This is a genomic window from Rhodococcus globerulus, from assembly GCF_019334125.1.
GTDB lineage: Bacteria > Actinomycetota > Actinomycetes > Mycobacteriales > Mycobacteriaceae > Rhodococcus_F > Rhodococcus_F globerula.
In genome coordinates this window covers 2394852-2419846 of record NZ_CP079698.1, presented here as the reverse complement: position 1 = coordinate 2419846, position 24995 = coordinate 2394852, and the positions used below count along the sequence as shown (strand labels likewise).

Annotated in this window: 23 protein-coding genes; 16 read left to right on the top strand and 7 right to left on the bottom strand. The window is 60.6% G+C overall.

What is annotated here, in order from left to right; all coding sequences use genetic code 11:
• Positions 1 to 79: 79 nt before the first annotated feature.
• Positions 80 to 1510 carry an amino acid permease gene (locus KYT97_RS11000; protein WP_371851293.1) on the top strand — a complete coding sequence of 477 codons (1431 nt, stop codon included), beginning with the start codon at positions 80 to 82 and terminating at the stop codon, positions 1508 to 1510.
• Here the strand turns inward: KYT97_RS11000 and KYT97_RS10995 are convergent.
• Positions 1476 to 2729, bottom strand: a complete 1254-nt coding sequence (locus tag KYT97_RS10995; RefSeq protein WP_116101795.1) for an NAD(P)/FAD-dependent oxidoreductase — start codon at positions 2727 to 2729, stop codon at positions 1476 to 1478. The two genes, KYT97_RS11000 and KYT97_RS10995, sit on opposite strands and share 35 nt — an antisense overlap.
• Positions 2730 to 2869: 140 nt before the next feature.
• Positions 2870 to 4015 (bottom strand): PucR family transcriptional regulator, encoded by a 1146-nt coding sequence (locus KYT97_RS10990; RefSeq protein ID WP_116101794.1) that lies wholly within the window; start codon positions 4013 to 4015, stop codon positions 2870 to 2872.
• 72 nt (positions 4016 to 4087) lie between these two features.
• Between KYT97_RS10990 and KYT97_RS10985 the strand changes: the two genes are divergently transcribed.
• From KYT97_RS10985 to KYT97_RS10960, 6 genes are all read left to right on the top strand, one after another.
• Entirely contained in the window at positions 4088 to 4873 is a 786-nt protein-coding gene (locus KYT97_RS10985; RefSeq protein WP_095886776.1) for an HAD-IIA family hydrolase, read from the top strand.
• Between the two features lie 80 nt (positions 4874 to 4953).
• A complete protein-coding gene (locus KYT97_RS10980) occupies positions 4954 to 5511 on the top strand; it encodes a DUF6764 family protein (RefSeq protein ID WP_080711786.1) in 558 nt (185 codons plus the stop codon).
• A gap of 245 nt (positions 5512 to 5756) precedes the next feature.
• Positions 5757 to 7379: a chaperonin GroEL gene (gene groL / locus KYT97_RS10975; RefSeq protein ID WP_033235579.1), complete on the top strand. Its 1623-nt coding sequence runs from the start codon at positions 5757 to 5759 to the stop codon at positions 7377 to 7379.
• 1756 nt (positions 7380 to 9135) lie between these two features.
• Positions 9136 to 9330 carry a hypothetical protein gene (locus KYT97_RS10970; protein WP_219112234.1) on the top strand — a complete coding sequence of 65 codons (195 nt, stop codon included), beginning with the start codon at positions 9136 to 9138 and terminating at the stop codon, positions 9328 to 9330.
• Positions 9331 to 9734: 404 nt separating this feature from the next.
• On the top strand, positions 9735 to 11195 hold the full coding sequence (locus KYT97_RS10965; protein WP_219112233.1) for a wax ester/triacylglycerol synthase domain-containing protein: 1461 nt from the start codon (positions 9735 to 9737) through the stop codon (positions 11193 to 11195).
• Between the two features lie 219 nt (positions 11196 to 11414).
• The gene (locus KYT97_RS10960) at positions 11415 to 11966 is read left to right on the top strand and encodes a VOC family protein (RefSeq protein ID WP_092802284.1); all 552 of its coding nucleotides are present in this window, start codon (positions 11415 to 11417) and stop codon (positions 11964 to 11966) included.
• On the opposite strand, the gene KYT97_RS10955 is transcribed toward KYT97_RS10960, so the two are convergent.
• Positions 11948 to 12745 carry an IclR family transcriptional regulator gene (locus KYT97_RS10955; RefSeq protein ID WP_092802281.1) on the bottom strand — a complete coding sequence of 266 codons (798 nt, stop codon included), beginning with the start codon at positions 12743 to 12745 and terminating at the stop codon, positions 11948 to 11950. The genes KYT97_RS10960 and KYT97_RS10955 overlap by 19 nt on opposite strands.
• 282 nt (positions 12746 to 13027) lie before the next feature.
• On the opposite strand from KYT97_RS10955, the gene KYT97_RS10950 reads away from it, so the two are divergent.
• The 5 genes from KYT97_RS10950 to KYT97_RS10930 all read left to right on the top strand — a co-directional run bounded on the left by KYT97_RS10950 (position 13028) and on the right by KYT97_RS10930 (position 15664).
• Positions 13028 to 14470, top strand: coding sequence for a wax ester/triacylglycerol synthase domain-containing protein (locus KYT97_RS10950; protein ID WP_219112232.1), 1443 nt, complete (start codon positions 13028 to 13030; stop codon positions 14468 to 14470).
• A gap of 220 nt (positions 14471 to 14690) precedes the next feature.
• Positions 14691 to 14882: a hypothetical protein gene (locus KYT97_RS10945; protein ID WP_045063985.1), complete on the top strand. Its 192-nt coding sequence runs from the start codon at positions 14691 to 14693 to the stop codon at positions 14880 to 14882.
• A 59-nt stretch (positions 14883 to 14941) separates the two neighbouring features.
• A complete protein-coding gene (locus KYT97_RS10940; RefSeq protein WP_165826254.1) occupies positions 14942 to 15085 on the top strand; it encodes a hypothetical protein in 144 nt (47 codons plus the stop codon).
• 82 nt (positions 15086 to 15167) lie between these two features.
• Positions 15168 to 15461 carry a hypothetical protein gene (locus tag KYT97_RS10935; RefSeq protein WP_092802275.1) on the top strand — a complete coding sequence of 98 codons (294 nt, stop codon included), beginning with the start codon at positions 15168 to 15170 and terminating at the stop codon, positions 15459 to 15461.
• Positions 15462 to 15520: 59 nt separating this feature from the next.
• The gene (locus KYT97_RS10930; protein WP_165826256.1) at positions 15521 to 15664 is read left to right on the top strand and encodes a hypothetical protein; all 144 of its coding nucleotides are present in this window, start codon (positions 15521 to 15523) and stop codon (positions 15662 to 15664) included.
• Between the two features lie 68 nt (positions 15665 to 15732).
• Here the strand turns inward: KYT97_RS10930 and KYT97_RS10925 are convergent, their stop codons facing one another.
• Positions 15733 to 15936 (bottom strand): PspC domain-containing protein, encoded by a 204-nt coding sequence (locus KYT97_RS10925; protein ID WP_033235574.1) that lies wholly within the window; start codon positions 15934 to 15936, stop codon positions 15733 to 15735.
• A gap of 138 nt (positions 15937 to 16074) precedes the next feature.
• On the opposite strand from KYT97_RS10925, the gene ppk2 reads away from it, so the two are divergent.
• Together ppk2 and KYT97_RS10915 are read left to right on the top strand one after the other, a co-directional pair.
• Entirely contained in the window at positions 16075 to 16989 is a 915-nt protein-coding gene (gene ppk2 / locus KYT97_RS10920) for a polyphosphate kinase 2 (RefSeq protein ID WP_033235573.1), read from the top strand.
• 44 nt (positions 16990 to 17033) lie between these two features.
• Entirely contained in the window at positions 17034 to 17867 is an 834-nt protein-coding gene (locus KYT97_RS10915) for an alpha/beta hydrolase family protein (RefSeq protein ID WP_033235572.1), read from the top strand.
• Positions 17868 to 17871: 4 nt separating this feature from the next.
• Here the strand turns inward: KYT97_RS10915 and KYT97_RS10910 are convergent, their stop codons facing one another.
• The 3 genes from KYT97_RS10910 to KYT97_RS10900 form a co-directional block, all read right to left on the bottom strand.
• Positions 17872 to 19923 carry a prolyl oligopeptidase family serine peptidase gene (locus tag KYT97_RS10910; protein ID WP_245006069.1) on the bottom strand — a complete coding sequence of 684 codons (2052 nt, stop codon included), beginning with the start codon at positions 19921 to 19923 and terminating at the stop codon, positions 17872 to 17874.
• An 84-nt stretch (positions 19924 to 20007) separates the two neighbouring features.
• Positions 20008 to 21054 carry an alpha/beta hydrolase gene (locus KYT97_RS10905; protein ID WP_033235570.1) on the bottom strand — a complete coding sequence of 349 codons (1047 nt, stop codon included), beginning with the start codon at positions 21052 to 21054 and terminating at the stop codon, positions 20008 to 20010.
• 176 nt (positions 21055 to 21230) lie between these two features.
• Complete coding sequence (locus tag KYT97_RS10900; protein ID WP_092802266.1) at positions 21231 to 22277, bottom strand: alpha/beta hydrolase; 1047 nt, start codon at positions 22275 to 22277, stop codon at positions 21231 to 21233.
• Positions 22278 to 22500: 223 nt separating this feature from the next.
• Between KYT97_RS10900 and KYT97_RS10895 the strand changes: the two genes are divergently transcribed.
• Both KYT97_RS10895 and lpdA read left to right on the top strand, forming a co-directional pair.
• Positions 22501 to 23487 (top strand): dipeptidase, encoded by a 987-nt coding sequence (locus KYT97_RS10895; protein WP_033235568.1) that lies wholly within the window; start codon positions 22501 to 22503, stop codon positions 23485 to 23487.
• Positions 23488 to 23536: 49 nt separating this feature from the next.
• Complete coding sequence (lpdA, locus tag KYT97_RS10890) at positions 23537 to 24940, top strand: dihydrolipoyl dehydrogenase (RefSeq protein WP_033235567.1); 1404 nt, start codon at positions 23537 to 23539, stop codon at positions 24938 to 24940.
• Positions 24941 to 24995: the final 55 nt, after the last annotated feature.

The window sequence follows — 24995 nt, the reverse complement described above, 5'->3', positions numbered from 1 at the left end:
GCCTCAGGTCACCCTACGGCCAGGTCGCAGGGGTGGGCGGGAGGCTGGCGGCCGGTAGCGGACAATAGACGGCGCACGCATGCCTGCCATCCGACTGGAGTACCGAGTGAACACCGACGCCTTGCCCGACGAACGGGCCGGACTCAAGAGGGGGCTGACGGCGCGGCACATTCGTTTCATTGCTCTGGGATCGGCAATCGGAACGGGACTCTTCTACGGCAGTGCCGAAGCGATCAAGCGCGCCGGGCCGTCGGTTCTGCTGGCATACCTGATCGGTGGCCTCGCGGTGTACCTGGTGCTGCGCGCTCTCGGTGAGATGGCGGTACGCAACCCAGTCTCCGGTTCGTTCAGCGAATACGCCAACCAGCATCTGGGTCCGCTCGCCGGATTCATGACGGGGTGGACGTACACATTCGAGATGGTGATCGTCTGTCTTGCCGACGTCACAGCGTTCGGCCTGTACATGCAGTTCTGGTTCCCGGACGTGCCACGCTGGATCTGGGTTCTGGCCGTCGTCTTCTTCATCGGCGCCCTGAACCTGTTGAGCGTCAAGGTGTTCGGTGAGCTCGAGTTCTGGTTCACGCTCGTCAAGATTACCGCCATCATCGCGATGATCGTGGGTGGTATCGCCATCATCGTGTTCGGATTCGGCGTGCACGACACCGACGCGGGAGTCAGCAACCTGTGGTCGGACGGCGGATTCTTCGCTACGGGAATCGGCGGGTTCCTCGCGTGCTTTGCAATCGTCATGTTTGCGTTCGGCGGCACCGAAATCATCGGAATCACTGCCGGTGAGGCAGAAGACCCGGCGCGGACCATCCGAAAAGCGGTCAACACCGTTCCGGTACGCATCATTCTCTTCTACGTCTGCACCCTCGCAGTCATCATGATCATCATTCCGTGGCAGACCATCACCAGCGACAACAGTCCCTTTGTGCAGATCTTCGAGAACCTCGGATTGGGCACCGCTGCTTCGATACTCAACATCGTGGTCATCACCGCGGCGCTGTCCGCCATCAACAGCGACGTGTTCGGCGCCGGCCGCATGATGTTCGGCATGTCCCACGCCGGTCAGGCCCCGCAGGTCATGAAGAAGGTGTCCCGCAACGGAGTTCCGTGGATGACTGTAGTGATCATGACCGTCGCCTTGTTGGTCGGCGTGGTGCTCAACTACCTGATCCCGGACCAGGTTTTCCTCGTGATCGCGTCGCTCGCGACCTTCGCCACCATCTTTGTGTGGGTCATGATTCTGCTGTCGCAGTTCCGTTCACGCCGCCAGATGAGTGCCGACGAAACAGCGGCACTGAAGTTTCCAGTGCCGCTGTGGCCGTACGGTCAGATCTTCGCGATCGGTTTCCTGGTGTTTGTCATCATCCTGTTGGGCGTCATTTCCGACACCCGTGTTGCCCTACTGGTGGGCGCCGGATGGCTCGTGCTGCTGGCCGGCGCGTACTACAAATGGGTGAAACCAGCCGTCAGCGCAGCGGATCGAAGTGGCGCATCACAGTAGGCATCGTGCCTGCCGTCATCGACTCCGCCATCATCTTTCCGGTCAACGGACCCAACGCGATTCCCCACATCCCGTGACCACCCGCGACATGGACGCGCGGCGACTTCGTAGCACCGATCAACGGCAACCCGTCAGTGGTGCAGGGACGTGATCCGACCCATTCCTCGTCACGCGCAGTCCAGTCGATGCCGCGGAGCATGGGCTTTGCGGCATCGATGATCGCCTGCACGCGACGCGGATCCAACGGTGCGTCTGGGCTGCGGAATTCCATCATTCCGGCGACTCGGAAGCGGTCGTGCAGCGGCGTGCAGGCAACCCGCTGAGTGGGGAAGTACACCGGGTTCTTGGGCAGGTGATCGGGTGTGACGCTGAAGCTGTATCCGCGTCCCGCCTGCACCAGCTTGCGAACACCGAACGGCGCTGCCAGCTTGTTCAGTCGAGCGCCACTGGAAATCACGACTGCATCTGCTGCACGCGAATCACCGTTGGCGGAGCGAACACTCACGCCGTCGGCACGGTCGTCGATTGACGCCACATCGAAGCCGGTGATGATGTCGGCGCCACGTTCACGGACAGCGTCGGCCAAAGAGTTCACGAATTGCGGGGGATCGATGAAACGCTGACCACGCAGCCGGATTCCGGCCTTCACGCCGGTGCCGAGGGTCGGCTCGAGCGAGTGGATCGCATCGTGGTCGAGGAGATCGAAGTCGACCTCGCCGCCGGCGGCCTCCACATGACGGAACTCCTCGACCAGGTTCTCGCGATCCTGCTCCGACGCAAACGCCGCGAGAAACGGATCAGCCAGTCGGGTGTGCTCCTTGACGCCACCGTCGGCAAGTTCGTCGAATGCGCCCAGCGCGGTTCGGTTGACCTCCGTGTAGACGGACATCGCTTCCTGCCACTTCGAGGGCGTGCAGTGGCGAGCAAATCCGACCAGGAACCGGATCAGTTTCAGATCGGTTGTCAGCGGAACATACACCGGCGACGACGGGCTGAGCATCGCGCGCAGGCCGTACTGAAGGACTGCAGGTTCGGGGAGCGGAAGCGTGAGAGCGGGCGCGAGCCAGCCGGCATTTCCCCAGCTGGCATCAGCGGCGACGCCATCTCGATCGACGACGGTGACGTCGACTCCACGTTCCTGGAGGAACCAGGCCGTCGACAATCCGACCATGCCTGCGCCGACCACGACCACACGATCGGGGCTCTGACGAGTTCCCATGACCTGCTCCTTTAGCTCCGTTGACATGCGAGACGCCGGTCACACCGGCCTGTTTCAAGCATGGGCTGAGGGGAGGGCAAAAGGAGTGGCCGTTCGGCCACAGGTAGAGATCAGGCGTTGTGCATATGCACAACGGGCGTTCAATTCCGCAGTTTGAACTGGAGCATCAGGATCAGTCGAGTGTCCGCGTCGGTCAGGTCAACACCACACATGTCCTTGCAGCGGCGTAGCCGATTGCGCAGGGTGTTGGGGTGAACGTGCAGTGCTGCGGAAGAATTCGCGACATCACCGCCCTTGTCGAGGAAGGTGCGGGCCGTGGCGACAAGTTCGCTGCCGTGCCGACGGTCGTGCTCGTCCAACGCGCCAAGGGGTGTGGCATCGCCCAGTCCGTCGAAGATGTCGGCGACATGCAATGCCAGTACAGACGCCAAGGTGTCGTTCATTCCCGCGACAATCCCGCCGGACCGGTTGTGCCGCAGCGCGCCCAGAACATGGTCGGCGTCGGCGCGCGATAGATGGCATTCGCTGGCGGATTTCACAGTTCGGCCCACCGCCACGGCAAGTTGTGCGCGTTCGCGGGCGCGACCGAGGAAGTCCTCCAGCAATCGGCGGGTGTTCGCTTCGTCAGCGGAGACAACAAGATACGTCGCGTCGATCAACTGCGCGATCACGGCGTCGACGGCCAATGTGTCGAGATACAGACCCAACGACGCCGCGACGGTGCTCGGCATGAAACCGGCTGTCGCGCCAACCGCTACAACGGTCAGCGGTCCGCGCAGTCGCAAGTCCTCGGCGGCGCGGAATGCTTGCTCACCGCCGCCGATCAGTGCTTTTACTCGCTCGGTCTGGCGTCGTCTGGTGCTGTTGATCCGGTCCCGCTCGGACGCGATGTGCTCCGCAACCACGGGCACAGCAGCGCGAAGTGTCGATTCCTGGGACGGCGTCGGCTCGCCGGCGAGTGCCACCCAGATAGACCCGACGGCAATGTTGTTCTCTCGCACGGCGATGACAAGCCGGGGAGTGATCGCCGGATCGTCGAGGTTGACGTAGATAGGGTCCGTCTCGCGATGGAGGCGTTCGAAAACACCTGCATTCGAGAGTAGTTCGCGAATTCTGCCGGGTACCTGCCGGCCGAGGATGGTTCCGATCCGAGCCTCGTCCACGGCTTGTTCACCACCGGAGTAGGCAAGGACGGTCGAGTTCTCGTCCTCGATGGTGACGGGGGCTCCGAGTAATTCCGCCAAGGATCCCGCGACGCTGAAGAGATCGTCGTCGCGCAGGTCCATGAGGCTGAGCCTACTGAGCCGGTTCGTTTCTTGTGGTGCGACGCGTAGGGGTTGCAACTATAGGCTGGTGCAATGGCTGACATCGAAGGTGTTCTGTTCGACATCGACGGAGTCCTGCTCACGTCATGGCAGCCCATCGAGGGTGCCGGCGAGGCGGTCCGCGATGTGCGTAGTCGGGGCTTGGCGTGTGGGTTTCTCACCAACACCACCTCCCGCAGTTCGACCCTGATTGCGGAGGGACTGTGTGACGCGGGAATTGCGGTCGAACCCAGCCAGATTGTGACCGCAGCAAGGCTCACGGCGGAGTACGTGCGCACCACATATCCCGACGCGAAGGCCTGGGTGCTCAACAACGGCGATGTGTCCAGCGACCTCGAGGGAATCGAACTGGTCGACAAGAACCCTGATGTTGTCATCCTCGGCGGCGCAGGTCCCGAATTCACTCACGAGGCCCTGAGTCAGGTGCTCGAATATTTGCTCGACGGTGTCCCGGTGGTCGCGATGCACCGCGGAATGATGTGGGAGACAGATACGGGCTTGAGGATCGACACCGGAACGTACTTACCGGGTTTCGAGGAAGTTGCCGGCGTCAATATCGCGGCCGTCGGCAAGCCGTCGCTCACGGGCTTTCTCGCGGCCACCGAATTGATGGACGTCGACGCCGAAGCGACGGTCATGGTGGGAGACGATCTGATCGGTGACATCCTTTCGTCGCAAAGGGTCGGGTTGACCGGAGTTCTGGTGCGTACCGGCAAGTTTCGGCAGGCAGTGCTCGAATTGGCAACGCAACAGCCGGACTATGTCATCGATTCCGTGGCGGATCTACCGGGATTGTTGGAAACCTTGCTCGAGTCGTGACCTGCAAAGCGTGACGGACGTCATGTGAGCGGGTACTCTCGCGCCCGAATCCATGAACGTGTTCCAAGAAGGAGTTTTCTATGCCCTTGATCTCGTCAGTCTGGTTCCGCCGCTCGTCCTCACGAGTTAACGGAAGTACCAGTAGTCGGTTGGGGGGCCGCCTGGCGAGAACAGGGGCTGTGGTGACCGCGGGGATGGGCTTGGTTGCGGGGCTGGCGCTGGCCGGCGGGGGAGTCGCTTCGGCTGCGCCCGTTACCTGTGTGTCGCCGCCGTTGGTAAACGACATCCAGGTATCGGACACCGCGAGCTGTGGCGCACAGGCTGTTGGTGCGGGACGCTCGCAGGCCGGTGCCATGGAGAGCGGAACAGCTGTCAGCGTCTCGGCTGACAACAGCTACACCAACACTTACGCCAACGGTTTCGGAACGGCTCTCGGCGCTTCGCGCGGCAACGGTCAGGCGCACGCCTATGCACTCGGTGGCGGCATCGCCCGCGCCGGTGCGGCCGACGGAAACTTCACCGTTGCCATCGCCGGTTGGGGAGCGGGAGCGACGGCTGACGCCAACGGAGTCAACTGCATGGGCAACTTGTCCTTCGCTGTGAACTTCACCAACGGACAGTTCTGCATCGCCGGCTGAGCCTTGACCTTGCACTCGGCACGCTCGAGTGCTAAAAATGCAATTGGCACTCGCGAGCTGTGAGTGCCAGGTCGAGTCAGTGAGACCGGGATCCATCGACACCCCCGGTCGTCCGTCGCGGGCACTGACTTAAGACCACAGGCTAGATGGGTGACCTAAGCAAAATTCGGTCGCCCTGTGCCGATGAGGTGACCCGACGAGCGGTCACCTTGTGTGTCACCCCCTATCCGGAGGATCACTTCGCAATGGCAAAGATCATCGCGTTCGACGAAGAGGCACGTCGCGGCCTCGAGCGAGGCCTCAATGCCCTCGCCGACGCTGTCAAGGTGACGTTGGGCCCCAAGGGTCGCAACGTCGTTCTCGAAAAGAAGTGGGGCGCCCCCACGATCACCAACGATGGTGTTTCCATCGCCAAGGAGATCGAACTCGACGACCCGTACGAGAAGATCGGCGCGGAGCTCGTCAAGGAGGTCGCCAAGAAGACTGACGACGTCGCTGGCGACGGCACCACCACCGCCACCGTCCTCGCACAGGCATTGGTCCGCGAAGGCCTGCGTAACGTCGCAGCCGGCGCGAACCCGCTCGGCCTCAAGCGCGGCATCGAGAAGGCTGTCGAGGCTGTCACAGCTCGCCTGCTCGAAACCGCCAAGGAGATCGACACCAAGGAGCAGATCGCTGCTACCGCCGGTATTTCCGCAGGCGACCCGTCCATCGGCGAGCTCATCGCCGAGGCAATGGACAAGGTCGGCAAGGAAGGCGTCATCACGGTCGAGGAGTCCAACACCTTCGGCCTGCAGCTCGAGCTCACCGAGGGCATGCGCTTCGACAAGGGCTACATCTCGGCGTACTTCGCCACCGATGCAGAGCGTCAGGAAGCCGTCCTCGAGGACGTCTACATCCTGCTCGTCAGCTCCAAGATCTCCACGGTCAAGGACCTGCTGCCCCTGCTGGAGAAGGTTATCCAGTCCGGCAAGCCGCTCCTGATCATCGCCGAGGACGTCGAGGGCGAAGCTCTCTCCACCCTCGTCGTCAACAAGATCCGTGGCACCTTCAAGTCTGTTGCCGTCAAGGCTCCCGGCTTCGGTGACCGTCGTAAGGCTCAGCTCGCCGACATCGCCATCCTCACGGGTGGCGAGGTCATCAGCGAAGAGGTCGGACTCTCCTTGGAGACCGCAGGCCTCGAGCTCCTCGGCCAGGCACGCAAGGTTGTCATCACCAAGGACGAGACCACCATCGTCGAAGGTGCCGGCGACGCCGACGCCATCGCAGGTCGCGTCAGCCAGATCCGCGCTGAGATCGAGAACAGCGACTCGGATTACGACCGCGAGAAGCTGCAGGAACGTCTGGCCAAGCTGGCCGGCGGCGTTGCAGTCATCAAGGCAGGCGCAGCAACCGAGGTTGAGCTCAAGGAGCGCAAGCACCGCATCGAAGATGCAGTGCGCAACGCTAAGGCAGCTGTCGAAGAGGGCATCGTCGCCGGTGGCGGCGTAGCACTCATCCAGGCAGCTCCCGCCCTGGACGACCTCAAGCTCGAAGGTGACGAGGCAACCGGCGCGAACATCGTTCGCGTTGCACTGTCCGCTCCGCTCAAGCAGATCGCATTCAACGCAGGCCTCGAGCCCGGCGTTGTTGCGGACAAGGTCTCCAACCTGCCCGCAGGTCACGGCCTCAACGCTGCGACCAACGAGTACGAAGACCTGCTCGCTGCAGGCATCAACGACCCGGTCAAGGTCACCCGCTCGGCACTGCAGAACGCAGCGTCCATCGCGGCTCTGTTCCTGACGACCGAAGCTGTTGTCGCTGACAAGCCGGAGAAGTCTGCTCCCGCAGGCGATCCCACCGGCGGCATGGGCGGCATGGACTTCTGAGTCCATCCCCTTAGCTCCTAGAAGCCCGGTCCACCATTTGGTGGGCCGGGCTTTTGCGTGGGCGGGGTCGAGTGCGGGTGTGCCGCAAAATGGAACCCACGTTCACTACAAGATGGCTCGATGTTGCAGACCAAAGCAATTAGCCTGTGGCATCCGAATTGCCTGAGTGATCCCATCCGCCACCCAGCACAAGAACTGGATATTGGCGGAGCCACAGTACAGTCACGACCGCTATTCCTTGTCGGTGACTGCATTGGGCATCTGGATACTGGATCGCAAGCATTGCTCAGTGCGGATGGCGAATGTAGGGCGCGACGGGAAGGTTCCACGGGGCACGGCTGCACCATGGTCGATCGAGCAAACCGATGCGGCCGGCGAAGTGAAAGGCGACGGGCGGAGTGAACCCTTATCCCGACCGACGGGTCCATCCGATAGTTCGATTTGAGAGGGGCGATTCGTAGACTGGACAAAGCCCTGCACATCGCTAGCGACCGTCGACGTATAGACCGCGTGATATTACGAACAAAGCTCGCTGGGTTCGGATCGCAGATCTTCTTACTGTCGAGTAGTTGTCTGCGCGGTGCTGGCAACAGATTTGCGCGACGATTCAGAATAAGTTCGATCTCTTTGCCGAGGCGGGGTATTTCGCGATTAGATCTGTCCCTGAGCTGGCATCAGTCCGGGTACCCGGCCCAATTGCGATGCATGGTTACGACAAGTTGCACCGAAAGAATCCACTGCTGATCTAGGCTGCCACTTCTCGATGTGCAGGCGAGGGTTCGACGTCTTGCGAACCAAGTCGGTGTAGGTTGATTCTCTAGGCGGAAAGTTTCACGGAGATCTTGCGGCGCATGCTCCCGGCGATTCGAAGTGTTCACTGGCGCTAGTACTTTCGGTGGGTGTGTTGGATTGGGGTGCACCTGAGTCCTAGTACTTTCGGTGGATGCGAAGTGGCCTAATTCCGATGTGTCCGGCCCAAACTTGGTGGGATGCTTCATGAGTCGATTTTATGTGCCGAAACATATTGGTAGACAGTCTAAGTAACTGTCCTTGGGGCGAGGCTCGGTGAAGAGTGTGGGTGTGCACGGTTGCTTGAGTACTGCAGGGTGCGGATTTGCATGCTTTCGTTCGGCGACCGCACGGGTGATTTTTCGCAGTTCTGAACACCTGACCAGCGAAAATAGAACAGGTTTCAAAATTGCCGAAAAAACTTTGCCAAAAGTTCGCAAAATCGGACTCGCCTGCATTAGCCTTACCCCAGTCGCAGCCGCAGAAGGGGTAAGCCCGCAGGACTTGTGGTCGCAGCGCCACTGACTTTCCTATGTGTGACCTTTCTGTTGTTGTGTATGCATCAAAAGTCCAGGGAAGATGTTCAATGTCTAAATAAGCCTTCCAGGATCTACAGAAAGGCGGGAATCGGTATGCTTGCAATGTTTCTCCAGACGGCGGCTACATTGGTTAGTGATTTGGTTGCCAATGTATGGTCGGGATCATTTATGCCCGGAGTCGACGGCGTCACGGGTTCGCTGGTTTCATTCATTGAACTCAGCTGACGGAGAATACGAGTTTTTTCCGAACGTTCTTTGACTACAGGAGTGAATGATGGACCTGGGATCGATAGCCGAAATGTTTAAGCCACCGTATGGTGATTTGGTCAAGACGATAATCGGGATGGCAGCGTTCATGCCATTCGTGGCATCGTTTGACTTCGGTTTTCAATGGTGAACTGCAACAATCGTAGCGAGGTGGAGAGATAGTGGATACTGCAAGTTTGATGGGCGTGATCGGGAGTTTTGACGTGGGGTCGCTTACGCCCGTACTGACGAACGTGACCGTAGTGATTCAGGGTGTTTTCTCCGTCATCTCGGCTGCGATCGATGTCGCGGTTAGTGGATCCGTTGCTTCGGCCGGAAGCATCCAAACCGTCCTCGGCTCTGTGGCCGGCCAGTAATAAGGAGAAGAATACAATGTTCGATATATTTCTGGCCTACATTTCTGACCTGGTCAATTTCGGATCGGTTGACCTCGTAGGTACGTTTGGGAAGTTCTTTGACACCTTGTCCGCAGATCCCGGAATTTAGCGAGAGGATAATCTGATGCTTGAAAAATACATGGTTGGAATGATCTCGTGGTTTTCGGGCGTGCTCGGCCTGGTCTCCACTGGCAGCAAGATGATCAAGGACCCGCCCGCCAAGTAGTCAGGCTGGGGTGGAATGACGACCTCCGTCGGTCTACCGAGTGAACTGGTCCTTCCGCCCCAAACTCCTGAGATTCCCGAGGTTCCCATTGACCTCGGGAATTTTCGGTTTCAGAAGCATGAATATATCGCCAGGCACCGCTACGTGAGGAGCGCCCATGAGACTGTCCAACCTTTCGATTGCAAGAGTAATGCAATTGAATCCACGCGACGCCGACTTCATCTACAACGAAGCCGACGGGCATCTGGGACACCTCATCGGCGTGTATTTTTTCGAAACCTCGCAGCGCCCGCAAGCGGAATTCTCAGAGGAACAGGCTGTCGAATGGGTGACCGCGCGGCTCGGGCACAATCGAATGTTCACGCAACGCATCCAACGCACGCCACTGGGCCTCGAACATCCACATTGGGTGCCCGACCCAGATTTCGATGTCCGTAACCACGTTCGCGTCACCGATATCACGGAGTCCGGCTGGGCCCCGTTGCAGAAGCCGCTCAGCGCATTGTTGACCTCGAGGATGGATCTGACTCGACCGCCATGGGAGTTGCATTTCTTCAACGGAATAGAGGGGCTCGATGATCTGCCTGGTCGGCTGACGGCGGTGGTGCTCAAATCGCATCACAGTGGCGCTGATGGTATTGCCATCAAGATGCTGGGTGAAACCATTTTCTCGGATAGGTTGCGGCCGGCCGAGTTCGAGCCCACAGTGCCGTTCTTGAAGGCACGCATGTTGCTCGAGTCGGCGCTGGGCTTTCCGCAGCAATTACTGCGATTTGCGCGGCATGTCCCCGGCAATCGGGAAGCTGCCAGGGCCGTAGATGCGGCCCAGGCAGCTGGCGAATGGGTCGAGAGCTATCACGAAACTCCGGCCACCCGTTTCAATGGCAAGGTGAGTGGATCCGGGACACTGGAGCAGATCACGCTGCCAGGGGCGGAGGTTCGGCAGGTTAAAGCGGCAGTTCCTGGGGCCACAATCAACGATGTTCTGTTGGCAGTCGTCGGTGGCGCACTGGCGCGCTATCTCACCGAAAAGGGAGAGAAGCACAAGGGTTCTCTGGTCGCGATGGTGCCGCGGTCCATGCGCAAGGTTGAGGAGTGGGAGTCGGCAAATCAGTTGGTCACACTGGCCATCGACATGCACACCGACGTCGAGGATCCGTTGGAACGGGTGGCGCACATTGCGGACTCTGCGCGCTCGGAGAAGACTCGCACTTCTCACCTCGCAGTACGACGTTTGAGTGCCGCAGTGGAGACGGCACCGGCGCCATTGCTGCGGTTGATGGCATATACGCGAGGGAAAAACTCGCACGAACTCAGCCGCCCTCGCTATATGCACACCATGGTGAGCAACATTCCTCTCTCCGTCGAGGGGTTGACCTTGAACGGCGCGCCGGGCGCGGCAGTGCTCGCTAACCAGCCGCCCGTCGACGGCGATGGTTTGCGCCACTTCATGGTCGCCGCATCGGGCGGTGGGCTCACGCTGAATGTCATTGCAGACACGGCCTCAATGCCAGACCTTCATCACTACATCGAGCTGCTGCGAGCGAGTTTCGAGGAACTCAAGGAGTCCGCTGGAATTTCTGCGCTGCGGAACGATTCCGAGGAGTTCGCTTCCTGAGAAACATCATTGAGGTCCGACGGGACATCAATCCACAATCGCTCGAGCTCTCCGGCGCAGAAGGTCTCGTAGCAATCGCACATCGGCCGAGTCCTCGCGCGAGGAGCTGGTTCCGGGTGACACGTCCACGTAGATACAGTGGCGGTGTCGAAGCGTTTGTGCAGACTTCGAAACTGGTCTGTGGATAACGACACAGCTGTGTATAGATGAGGGAGAAGAATGGCTATTCGAAGCCTGAACCATGCGGTGCTGTTCGTTTCCGACGTCGAGCGGAGTGCGTCGTTTTACTGCGATGTACTGGGATTCGAGAAGCTTCCCGTGAATTTCCCCGGCGGCGCGTTCCTTCGCGGAGCGAACTCGGCAAACGATCACGACCTGGGACTGTTTCAAGCCAGCGCGCCGCGGGCGCGTGATGGCGCGGTTGGTCTCTACCACCTGGCCTGGGAGGTCGAGACGTTGAGCGAACTCGCGCAATGCCGCGATCGCATGCTGGCCGCAAATGCTCTCGGCGGAGCGTCCAATCACGCCGCGACCAAGGCCCTGTACGGTCGCGACCCCGACGGAATCGAATTCGAAGTCACCTGGCTGGTACCGGACGGGCTACTCGACGGTGAACTTGTGCCTGGTGTTGCGCACACGCGACCGCTGGACATCGCTGCCGAGATCGAACGGTACGGCGCCTCCACGCCTGGTGGTCCGCGCACCGATCGTGCGATTTACGCGCAACTCATGGGGCGCATGGAGGAACCGAATCAGGACGCTTCGAATTGATTCTTGGAGCGAAGATCGTTTGCGACGCAGGTATCCCAGATATCGCGCGCTGCGATACGCACCGTTGATACGAGTTGATTCATTTTCATGTCGTCGATGGGTCCGCAGACAGAGAGTGCTGCGCGGTTGCCGTAGTAGTGATCGCGTGGACCGATTGACGTTGCCACGCAGGCAATTCCGAGCACTGATTCTTCGCGGTCCATCGCTACCCCGCGGTCGCGGACGCGATCCAATTCTGTGTGGAGGTGTTCTTGCGACGCGATGCTGTACTGGGTTGTCTTGCGAAGCGGAGCGCGAGTAATGCTCTGCATCTTGTCGGGTTCGAGATTGGCCAGAATCGCCTTGCCGACGGCGGTGACGTGTGCGGGAAGTCGCGAGCCGACACGGCTGGGGAGTGCTAGTGGCGTTCGTCCGGGGACGCGGTCCAAGTACAAGACGTCACTGTTGTTCAGTGCCGCCAGATGGACCGTCAGCCCGGTGGAACGAGCTAGCCGGTTCAAGACGGGCACCGCTCCATGGCGCAGTCGGTTCTGATTGAGTGCCCACTGGCCGAGTTCGTACGACTTGCTGCCGAGTTCGTATCGGTGTTCTTGCCGAGTGATCCACCGTTTGGTCACGAGCTGCTCGAGCAGGCGGTGAGCGGTGGAGCGAGGGATCCCCGTTCGTTGAGTTACCTCGGCGAGCGTGAGTGGCCCTGTGTTTTCGAAGGTTTCGAGGATGGCCGAAATTCGATCGACAACCGACACCGGATCGTCCACCTTGCGAGTGGTTCTCACCATGAACTCCTGTCCTCGCCGCGAATCTGTGATCGCAGTCACCTTAGTGTTGCCCGATTCGCGTCGGCAATTGTTCGGCCCAGCCAGCGGGAGTGAGTGCGGCGGCTCGGCCTCATGTCGTGTGCACCGTTGCCCACAACTCGTCAGGGGACGGCCGGATGTGCCTGCCGCCAGGAACTTGTGTGCACTCAGGTCCGGGGGAGAAGCCTGGGCAATCCCCGGATATTTGGACACCTGACCGATACAATCCGGACAGTCTTCCAGCGTCGGATGTGAGGGGCACACATGATCTTTCGGAACTCGTTGCCAACCGGGGTAGCTCAGTTGGGTCCGCGGGATGCGGAGTTCATCTACAACGAGTCCGAGGGCCACCTCAGTCATATGGTGTGCGCGTACTTCTTCGACACGGCGGGCCACCCGCTGGCCGACATGACACACGCCGACGCGGTCGAATGGATTTCGGAACGGTTCGGGTACTGGCCGCTGTTCACGAGCCGAGTGCAGCGAGTTCCCCTCGACCTGGACTATCCGTACTGGGTGCCGGCAACTGATTTCGATGTCGACGATCATGTGCGGGTGCACAAGGCGTCGGGGCCCGGGTGGGCACCGGTGCGAGCGTTGTTGGGCAAGTCTCTGAGCTCGCCGATGGATCTGACGCGGCCGCCCTGGGAGTTGGAGGTCATGACGGGAATCAGCGGGATCGACGATCTACCCGGTGACCTGACGCTGATCATGCTCAAGACTCATCACAGCGCGGGCGACGGTTTGGAGATCAGGAACCTCACCAACCGATTGTTCTCGGGGCCGGCAAAACCCAAGGCATCCGCACGGGAGTCGGGTCTGCCGCTCGTGGAGATGATGGGGCGCAGCGTCCTCGGGTTCCCGGGACAACTGATCCGGTTCGGGAAGGGTCTCTCGGCGACAAAGGTAGCCGCAGAAGAGATCACACAGGCCGAGGAATCCGGTGAGTTGGCGAAGTACGTCGCAGACCGTCCGCCGACGCGTTTCAACCACGTGCTGGAGGGTGATCTGGCTCTGGAGTTCGTGACGCTCGACGGTGCTGACATCAAGGCGATCAGAGCCGCCGTGCCCGGGGTGACGGTGAACGATATCTTCCTGACGGTGGTGGCTGGGGCGCTCGAGAAGTATCTCGAGGAGAAGGACGAGCGGCCGGAACGCCCTCTGGCGGCAATGGTTCCGCGCTCGATGCGGCAGATTGCGGAATGGGAGTCGGCCAATCAGCTCGCGCTCCTGACCGTCGATCTGCACTCCGATGTTGCGGATCCGGTCGAGAAACTGACCCGGATCCGGGATTCTGCGCAAGTGGCCAAGGAGCGTAGCTCGCACCTCGCTGTCCGGAAATTCAGCACACGTATCGAGACGTCACCTGCGCCGTTACTACGTTTGACGGGGTTGGCCAGGCGCCTCAACAAGCTGAATACGGATCGTGAGGTCATGCAGCACACCACGATCAGTAATGTCCCGGTGACGATCGACGGAAACGTGTTCGACGGTGCGCCCGCAGTTGCCGTGTTGGGTGGGCAGGCGCCGGTTGACGGAGATGTTTTGCGCCACTTCCTGATTGCCGCGGCCGGCGGCGCGTTGACGCTCAACGTCATCGTCGCTCGCGGAGCGATGCCCGATCCGGAGCACTATGTCGTGCTGCTGCGCGAGAGTTTCGACGAACTGCGCCAGGCAGTGGAGTGCGACGTCCCCGCCGTCGAATGATTTTCCGGTCAGGTGCCCGCCGAGCCGGAATTGTTGTGGATCGCAATGAATTTTGTCCGGTAAATTGTTTCGAGAATGGGAAAATCGAGTTAATCGTTCATTTCGGACACAGGTTCTAGGATTAACACTAAGGTCGTAGACGACACATCAACGGTGAACCTTCGCCGGAACCGATTCTTTGGCGGTCGAGTGGGGATCCTTCTAGATAGGGAGTTCAGTCATGGGTTCTTTGATGGACATTCTTCTTGGACCGGACGGGATGGGCACTCAGCTGGGGAGCCTTCTCAACATGCTGATGGGATTGGATAACTTGGGTGCCAATCTCTTCGGCTCTCTGAGTGACACCTTCGGAGGGATCTCCGGATCTCTCGACACGATTAGTTTCCTGCCTGAAGTTATCCCGCCAGCTTGATCCTGCAATCTGAGCAGTTGGCACATCCACTTCACTCAACAGATATTTAGGAGTACAACATGATTGAAGGATCCGTCATGGATGCTGCGGGTTCCGTTGGCACCATTATCGGCCAGGGCATGGGCAGTGTTGCCGATATTGCTGTCAAGGGCCTCACCGCTCTTGCCGAACTGAGCGGTGGAACGCTGAAAGCCGCCAAGTAGCACAAAAGAGCTTGGTTTTGGGGCCCGGGCGCACGTCGCGCGGGCCCCAAAATGCTCTGTACCTGCATATTTGACCTTAATTATGGAGATTGACAGACAATTTTCCATTTCGCCACTGAATTCCAGTTTTGCCGCTAACGTGCTGATAGACAATGTTCGCAAGTTTTCTGTTGAGGAGTTAAAAATGGGGTCGCTGGCAAACATCCTCGGTTATGTTATGGAGAATGGCGAAACCGCAACTCAGGCACTGGTGAATGTGCTGTTAGGGTTGGATAACTTGGGTGCCAACTTGTTCGGCTCGTTGGGTGATACCTTCGGTGGGATCTCCGGATCTTTTGATGCAATCAGTTTCGCACCCGCCGTTGTCGCTCCGTAGTCTTGCAGCTCTGAATTATCTGACCATCCCGTAACTGTGCGGATAGAAGGAGAACAAACATGATTGAAGGCTCCGTAATGGATGCTGCGGGTTCCGTCGGAACTCTTATCGGCCAGGGGCTAGGCAGCGTCAGCGAAATCGCTGTCAAAGGCCTGACCGCGCTTGCCGAACTCAGTGGTGGAACGCTCAAAGCCGCGAAATAGGTCAAGAGTTTTTATTGTGGGGTCCACGCGAGAAATGCGTGGGCCCCACAATACTTTTCACGGGCGCGCTATCCCAATGGCATGAGCATCCAGGCTGCAAGATAAACCAAGGCTGCAGTTCCACCGGTGCAGACGGCAGCAATTACTGCCAGAACGCGAACCAGATTGACGTCGGCGCCAAAATATTCTGCAATCCCGCCGCACACTCCGGCGAGCATTTTGTTGTCGGTGGATCGGGTGAACGGGCGGGGTGTGTTGCTCTCGAATGTCATGGTTCAAGTCTGGCCTGACCAGGCCACTTCGACCATCGGGAATCACCCCCATCTATCCCTGATCTTCACCGAGCATCGAATTCGCCCGTTCATCAGGGCGTCACCAACTGGTTGCTGTTGACGGCTAGCCTGTCGGGAATGACCGAGATAGCAGAGCGCCGTCCTTTTCTCAGTGCCTTCGCCGACCTGTCGAGTGCGGTGGACCTGACTGACACGACGGCATTCACCGTCGACGACAGTGACGACGACGATCCCGTGTTGCTCACGGCACCAGGCGGTTTCGAGGTCGACACGTGGCGCGAGGGATACCCGTACGACTCTCGGATGTCACGCGAAGAGTACGAGATCGCCAAGCGTCTGCTGCAGATCGAACTCCTGAAGCTGCAGAACTGGTCCAAAGAAACCGGTGCCCGCCACGCGATCGTGTTCGAAGGCCGCGACGCAGCAGGCAAAGGCGGCACCATCAAGCGCTTCATGGAACACCTCAACCCGCGAGGCGCACGCGTCGTTGCATTGGAAAAGCCGTCGGCGCGAGAGTCGACGCAGTGGTACTTCCAGCGCTATGTGCAGCATCTTCCCGCTGCGGGCGAACTCGTGATGTTCGATCGCTCCTGGTACAACCGGGCCGGAGTCGAGCGTGTCATGGGGTTCTGCACGGACGAGGAGCACGAGCGTTTTCTGCGGCAGGTTCCGTTGTTCGAGCAGATGCTTGTCGACGACGGCATCAGCCTCATCAAGTTCTGGTTCTCCGTCTCACCGCTCGAGCAGCGGACGCGGTTCGCGATTCGGCAGGTGGATCCTGTTCGGCAGTGGAAGCTTTCGCCGATGGACATCGCCTCCCTCGACAAGTGGGATGCGTACACCGCCGCGAAGGAAGAAATGATCCGCTTCACCGATACGGAGACCGCTCCGTGGACCGTCATCAAGAGCAACGACAAGAAGCGTGCGCGGATCAACGCGATGCGGCATGTCCTCAGCCAGTTCGATTACGACAACAAGGATCACGACATCGTCGGAACGCCTGATCCGCTGGTTGTGGGCAGCCTGGAATAGCAAGACTGCTGACCGATGCCGTCGCGGTCGTTAGTGTGAGACGAATGGAGACCGTGCCGATCCAACTTCCCGATGGAACCGTCACTCCGATCCGCCTGTTTCCGGGACCGGTCGACGACGCTCCCGTTGTCGTGATGTTTCCCGGTCTCGGTGTGCCTGCTGGGTTCTACGATCCGGTGGCCGAAGCGTTGGTCACCGCGGGGTTCAACGCGGCGATCGGGGAATTGCGTGGCCAAGGCGACAGCCGGCCGCGACCAAGTGCGTCGTCGAGTTTCGGGTATCAGGAGTTGGTGTCGGTAGATTTCCCCGCCACCTTCGAAGTGGTGCGCGAAAGGTTCCCGGCGAGTACACCATTCCTGCTCGGTCACAGCATGGGCGGCCAGTTGGGGACGATGTACGCGGCGAGGATTCGCGGACGCCTCGGTGGGTTGATCCTGGTGGCGTCCGGTTCGCCGTACCACCGGGGCTTCCCGGGCATTCGCGCTCCGGGGTTGTATCTGGGTTCGTCGGCGATGTCGGTGACAGCCAACATCGCCGGGTTCTGGCCCGGTGATCGCCTGAGTGTCGGCGGCTTCGGGCGGCAGTCGAAAGTGTTGATCACCGACTGGGCCAGATTTGCGCGCACCGGCACCATCGAACCCGTCGGCGCGGACATCGATTACGAGGAGCGGATCGCCCGCCTGAACCTGCCGGTCCTGTCCGTCACCATCGACGGCGACGACCTTGCTCCGCGTCGATCCGCAAAGAACTTGGTGGACAAGCTCACCGGCTCACAGGTGACGATGGTGCACGTCGACGAACCACTCGGTCACAACGGCTGGATCCGGAAACCGGATGCTGTGACCGAGTGCATCGTCGCCTGGCTGCGCGACCGCTGATCGCTCAGCCGAATTTCTGCCACAGGAATTCGTAGGTCAGCGCGGTCTTGTAGGCCAACTGCGCGTTGTCCGCGGCGCCGCCGTGCCCGCCTTCGATGTTCTCGAAGTACAGCACCGGCTTGCCCAGTTCCTCCAGGCACGCGGCCATCTTGCGAGCGTGCGCTGGGTGGACGCGGTCGTCGCGAGTGGACGTCGCGATGAGGATCGGCGGGTACGAGCCGTCCGCGTCGATGTTCTGATACGGGCTGTACTGCGAGATGAAGGACCACTCGTCAGCGTTGTCGGGGTCGCCGTACTCCGCCATCCAGGATGCGCCGGCCAGGAGGAGATGGAACCGTCGCATGTCGAGGAGTGGAACCTGGCAGACTATGGCGCCGAACAGCTCTGGGTACTTGGTGAGCATGATGCCCATGAGCAGTCCGCCGTTGCTACCACCCTGGGCGGCCAACAATTCCGGTGTGGTGATGCCGCGGTCGACCAGATCGCGAGCGACAGCCGCAAAATCCTCGTGCACCTTGTGGCGTCCGGACTTGAGAACCTGTGTGTGCCAACCTGGCCCGTACTCGCCGCCGCCGCGGATGTTGGCCACGACATACGTGCCGCCGCGAGTGAGCCAGGCCCGCCCGATGGAACCGCTGTACGACGGCGTCAGCGACACCTCGAATCCGCCGTAGCCGTAAAGAAGAGTGGGTCCGGGTGTGCTGTCTTCGGTGCCGACCACGAAGTAGGGGACCTGGGTACCGTCGGCCGAGGTTGCGAAGAACTGTTGCGTCACAATATTTGTGGCATCGAAAAATGCGGGCGCAGCCTTGACGACCGTGGGTTCGGATTCCCCGATGACTCCGTGCAGAAGCGTTGCCGGCGAGGTGTATCCGCTGGCGTTGAGGAAGTACTCGTTGCCGGAATCGGGATCGGTGTCCAGGATTTCGATGGTGGTGAGCTCGGGCAGGCCCTCGAAAGGCCTTTCTTCCCAAGTGTTGTCGGCGGGAGTCAGAATGCGCAGGGTGGTCCGGACGTCGGTCAGAACGACGAGAATCAGATGATCGCGGGTCCAGCTGTAGTGGTCGAGCGACGAATGATCGTCGGGCTCGAACAGGACCGTGAGTTCGCGAGCGCCCGCGAGGTAATCCTCGTACCGAGCCGCCAGCAAGGTGCCCGTCGCGTACTCGGTGTTCTCGACCGTCCACGGCGATTTGGTGCGAATCAGCAACCACTCGTGGTGAATCGAGATGCCGGCGTCTTCGGGTGTGTCGATCAGAACGAGTTCGTCGTCGAGCGTGAGCTGGAACCGTCGTGAGTTGTAGAAATCGACGGAGCGGGTGACGAAGTCCCGCTCGAAGCCAGGCGTCGGATCATGTGATGCGGAGATCGCAACGTCGGTGCTTTCGCCCTCGTACAGCGTTTCGGCGCTGGAGAGGGGAGTGCCGCGCTTCCATCGCTGTGCGAGACGGGGGTAACCGGAATCGGTGAGTGATCCCGGCCCGGTATCGGTTCCGAGATACACGGTGTCGATGTCGATCCAGTCGATGTCGGTCTTGGCCTCGGGAAGGTAGAAACCTGCATCGGGTCCATCAGGAGAGAGGAATTGTCGTGTCTCCATGTCGAATTCGCGAACCACTGCGGCGTCGGCTCCACCGCGCGACAAACTGATCAAGGCGCGATCGCGGTGGGGGCGCAGCAACTGTGTGCCCTTCCAGACCCAGTTCTCGCCCTCGGCTTCGGCCAACGCGTCGAGGTCGACCAACACGTCCCACTCGGGGTTGTCGCTTTGATACTGCTCGAGCGTGGTCCGTCGCCACAATCCACGAATATTGGTGCCGTCGCGCCAGAAGTTGTACAGATACTCACCGCGGCGACGCACGTACGGGATGCGAGCGTCGGTGTCGAGGACTTCGCGGACATCCGATTGCATCTGCTCGAAGCGCTCACCGGTTGCGAGTTGTGCTTCGGTGACGGCGTTGTGCGCACGCACCCAGTCGAGAGCGGTCTCGCCCGTGACGTCTTCGAGCCACAGGTACGGATCGCTGTCGACGGGGGAGTTCTGATCGGATGTCATGGCTCCATTCTTACTGCTCCCCGCCGACAGCATTCGACCCCGCTCCCGAAAGGCAGTGGGAACGGGGCCGAAAAGTGGGTGGACTCAGACGTTCAGCGAACGCGCGATCATCGGCCACGAGTTGTGGAGATCGTCCTGCCAGTAGCCCCACGAGTGGGTACCGGTGGGCTTGAAGTCGAACTGCGCGGGGATCTGCAGCTGATTCAGACGGTAGGCCAGATTGTGGGTGCAGTAGTTGACCGCTGCCTCGATGAGGCCGCCCACAATGATCTGGTTGGCCAGATTGGCGGGTTCACCGTTCATCGCAGGGTTGGCGAGGGTGTCGTGCGGGCCGGGCAGACCGGAGCCGGTGGACACGTAGAGTTCGGTGCCGCGAAGCTTCTCGGCGTTGACAACCGGGTCGTTGTCGATCCAACCCTGACTGCCCACCGGGCCCCACATGTTCGCGATGTCAGCTCCACCACGGATGCCGGTGACCAGCTGAATAGCACCCTGGCCGACAGGAGTGCTGGTCTCGGCACAACCGCTGTACGCGCCGACGCTCTTGTACAGACCGGGGGCTGCGATCGCGAGGTTGAGAACCGACGTGGCGGTCATGGAGATCGCGGAGATCGACTGGACCTTGTTGGTATTGAATTCGGCGTCGATGACGGGTGGGAGTTCCTGTGTCAGGAACGTCTGCCACTTCTGACGACCGAGTTCGGGATCGTCGTTGACCCAGTCGGTGTAGTAGCTGAATGCGCCTTCGAGCGGGGTGACGACGTTGAGGTTCTTGTCCTGGAAGAAGTTCATGACGTCGGTCTTGCGCTGCCACGTCGCAGAGTCTTCGCCGCCGCCTGCGCCGTTGAGGAGGTAGAGCGTCGGGCGCGGTGCGCTGTTGTCTGCGGGGAGGATGACCTCGAGCGGAATGTTACGACCCATCGACGCCGAGTACACGGAGATCGTGGACTTGCGGCCGTTGTCGCTACGGCTCGCGAGGTACGAACCGGAGGTACCCGATGTGGCTTGTGCCGTTGTGCCGGATGAGTCGCCGCCCGCGGAGGCGATGGCGGGACTGATCAGCATCGGGATCACGGACAGTGCCGCTACTGCAGCGACCAAACGTCCCCGCGTGAATGTACGAGCGCCCATACGATCTGAAACCTCCACTACGTGTGCCCCGGCGTGTGTCCGGGGTCGATGTCACTGGTCAGTAAACCAGAATTGCCATGGTCAGGGGAGCGTTTGATGGTTCCAGCATCCATGTAGCACACAACCCCGCTCTCCAAGTCGAGGAGAGCGGGGTCGAGTGCTTGAAGCTGGTGGTGTCAGACGCCCATGGAGTTGGCGATCATCGGCCACGAGTTGTGGAGATCGTCCTGCCAGTAGCCCCACGAGTGGGTGCCGGTGGGCTTGAAGTCGAACGTTGCCGGGATCTGCAGTTCGTTCAAGCGGTACGCGAGGTTGTGGGTGCAGTAGTTGACCGCTGCCTCGATGATGCCGCCGACGATGATCTGGTTGGCCAACACGCCGACCTGGCCGTCGACTGCCTCGTTGGCGAGGGTGTCGTGCGGGCCGGGCAGACCGGAGCCGGTGGAGACGTACAGCTCGGTGCCGCGGAGCTTCTCGGCGTTGACAACAGGGTCGTTGTCGATCCAGCCCTGTCCGTCGAGCGGGCCCCACATGTTGGTGACATCCGCGTCGCCGCGCATGCCGACAACCAGTTCGATGGAGCTCTGGCCGACCGGGGTGCTGGTCTCGGCGCAACCACTGAACGCGCCGACGCTCTTGTAGAGGCCGGGGGCTGCGATCGCGAGGTTCAGCACGGAGGTGGCGGTCATGGAGATCGCGGAGATCGACTGCACCTTGTTGGTGTTGAACTCTGCGTCGATGACGGGCGGGAGTTCCTGTGTCAGGAACGTCTGCCACTTCTGAACACCGAGAGCCGGGTCTTCATTAACCCAGTCGGTGTAGTAGCTGAATGCGCCTTCGATCGGGGTGACGACGTTGACGTTCTTGTCATTGAAGAAATCCATGACATCGGTCTGACGCTGCCAGGTCGCGCGGTCTTCGCCGCCGCCTGCTCCGTTGAGGAGGTAGAGCGTGGGACGCGGTTCGCTCGTGTCAGCCGGAAGGATGACCTCGAGGGGAATGTCGCGACCCATCGACGGCGAGTACACGGTGATCGTGGACTTGCGGCCGTTGTCGGTGCGGCTCGCGAGGTACGAATCCGTCGAATACGCTGCGGGAGCGGTACGAGTTCCAGCGGTGTCACCACCGGCAGAAGCCATGGCCGGACTGACAAGCATCGGCAGCACGGACACCGCTGCAATCGCGGCGACCACACGGCCGCGCTTGAATGTACGAGAACGCATAGGCTTAAGAACCCTCCACCTGAATTACCTTGTAGATCCGCCCCGGGTGGAACGATCCTTCGTCGACACTTCTCCGTATGGGTTTTTGCATCCCGACGCATATAGAGCGTGCAAGTCTTGATCTTTCTACAGCATCGGCGCGCTATTCGCCAGTGAACCGAAGATTTGCTGAACGATTGACCAGTTTCGGATTGACCTCGCTGTTTACCTATATGCTCAACGGGTGAACCGGACATATCCGATCTGGGAACAGCACTGTTGCCTGCCTTTGCAGTCCAATGCCTCCATTGCGGAGCTATTGCGGTACCGGCGGCCTGAGGGCAGTTACGTTTCGGTCAATGTCGGTTATGCGCCGCACACACGTGCGGATTCAACCGCGCTGGTCAAGAGCTTTGCCTGGCAGGCGCGCGTCGAGTATCCGGAAATCACACCGGTCTCGACGATTCTCGATGTTGCCGACGTGCAGCGATCCGGCGGAATCGCGCTGGCATTCGACCTCGAGGATTCCAACCCACTGGACGGCGATCCCGACAACATCGCGTACTTCTACGATCTGGGCGTGCGGTCGATGTTGCCGACGTACAACCACGTCAACGCCGCCGGCTGTGGGTGCCTCGACGCCGTCGACACAGGCTTGACTGCGTACGGCCGCGAACTCGTGGCCGAGATGAACCGCGTCGGCATGATGGTGGACGGCTCGCACTGCTCGACCCGGACCGGTCTGGATCTGGCCGCTGCCACGACACGTCCCATGATCTACAGCCATTCGAATCTCCGCAGATTGTGGGAGCACCCCCGAAACATCACCGACGATCAGGCCAAGGCGTGTGCCGACACCGGCGGAGTTATCGGGATCAACGGCGTGGGAATCTTCCTCGGCGTCAACGGCCCCGACGACAACAAAGCCAGGCTCGAGGCGATGGCCGATCACATCGAGGAAGCCGTCGGACTCGTCGGTGTCGATCACGTCGGGATCGGTTCGGACTATTCGTTCGACGCGGAGGACTTCCTCGACGAGATACACAATCATGCGGCGTCGTTCTCCGAGGCGTACACCGCGTGGGGACCGCTGCAGTGGGTTCCGCCGGAAGACACCCTCACCTTGGACGTCGTTCTGCGTCGGCGCGGTTTCGACGAGTCCTCGATCGAAGCGATCTACGGCGGAAATTTCGCCCGAGTTGCCGCAGAAGTTTGGTCTACTGGCCGGTAAGGCGACCATCCGGGGACAGGAAAACGATGCAGGACTACCCTGTTACATCGTGACCTCACACTATGACGTCGTTGTCCTCGGAGCCGGCCCCGGTGGGTACGTCGCTGCTATCCGCGCGGCACAACTGGGCCTGAGCACTGCCATCATCGAGCAGAAGTACTGGGGCGGTGTGTGCCTGAACGTGGGCTGCATCCCGTCCAAGGCGCTTCTCCGCAATGCCGAACTCGCGCACATCTTCACAAAAGAAGCGAAGACGTTCGGCATGTCCGGAGACGTGTCCTTCGATTTCGGCTCCGCCTTCGATCGCAGCCGCAAGGTTGCCGACGGGCGAGTCAAGGGCATCCACTTCTTGATGAAGAAGAACAAGATCGCCGAATTCGACGGCAAAGGCACGTTCGCCGACGCCAACACCATCAACGTCGAGCTCAGCAAGGGAGGCACCGAGACGATCACGTTCGACAACGCGATCATCGCCACCGGTTCCTACACCAAGCTGCTGCCGGGCACCTCGCTGAGCGAGAACGTGGTGACCTACGAAGAGCAGATCCTCACCCGCGACCTGCCGGGCTCGATCCTCATCGTCGGCGCCGGCGCCATCGGCATGGAGTTCGGTTACGTCCTCAAGAACTACGGCGTCGACGTGACGATCGTGGAGTTCCTCGACCGGGCACTGCCCAACGAGGACGCCGACGTCTCGAAGGAAATCGCGAAGCAGTACAAGAAGCTCGGCGTCACCATCAAGACCGGCGCCGCTGTCCAGTCCATCAGTGACGACGGCAGCAAGGTCAGCGTTTCGATCAAGGACAACAAGTCCGGCGAGATCGAAACCGTGGTCGTGGACAAGGTTCTGCAGTCCGTCGGCTTCGCACCGCGCGTGGAGGGCTTCGGCCTCGAGAACACCGGTGTCGCCCTCACCGACCGCGGCGCCATCGCGATCGACGACTACATGCGCACCAACGTCGAGAACATCTTCGCCATCGGTGACGTCACCGCCAAGCTGCAGCTGGCACACGTCGCGGAGGCGCAGGCCGTCGTTGCAGCCGAGACCATCGGCGGCGCAGACACGCAGACGCTCGGCGACTACCGGATGATGCCGCGTGCGACGTTCTGCCAGCCGCAGGTCGCGTCCTTCGGGTTGACCGAAGAGCAGGCCAAGGCCGAGGGCTACGACATCAAGGTCGCGAACTTCCCGTTCGCTGCCAACGGCAAGGCCCACGGTCTCGGTGACCCGACCGGTTTCGTCAAGCTGATCGCCGACACCACACACGGCGAACTGCTCGGTGGACACCTCATCGGCCCGGACGTCTCGGAACTGCTGCCCGAGCTGACCTTGGCCCAGAAGTGGGACCTCACGGTCAACGAGTTGGCACGCAACGTCCACACGCACCCCACGCTCAGTGAGGCGCTGCAGGAAGCGATCCACGGCCTCGCCGGCCACATGATCAACTTCTAGGTAGGGCCTGCGGCCCCGTGCGTCTTTCTGGTAGCTCACGCAACCAGAAAGGCGC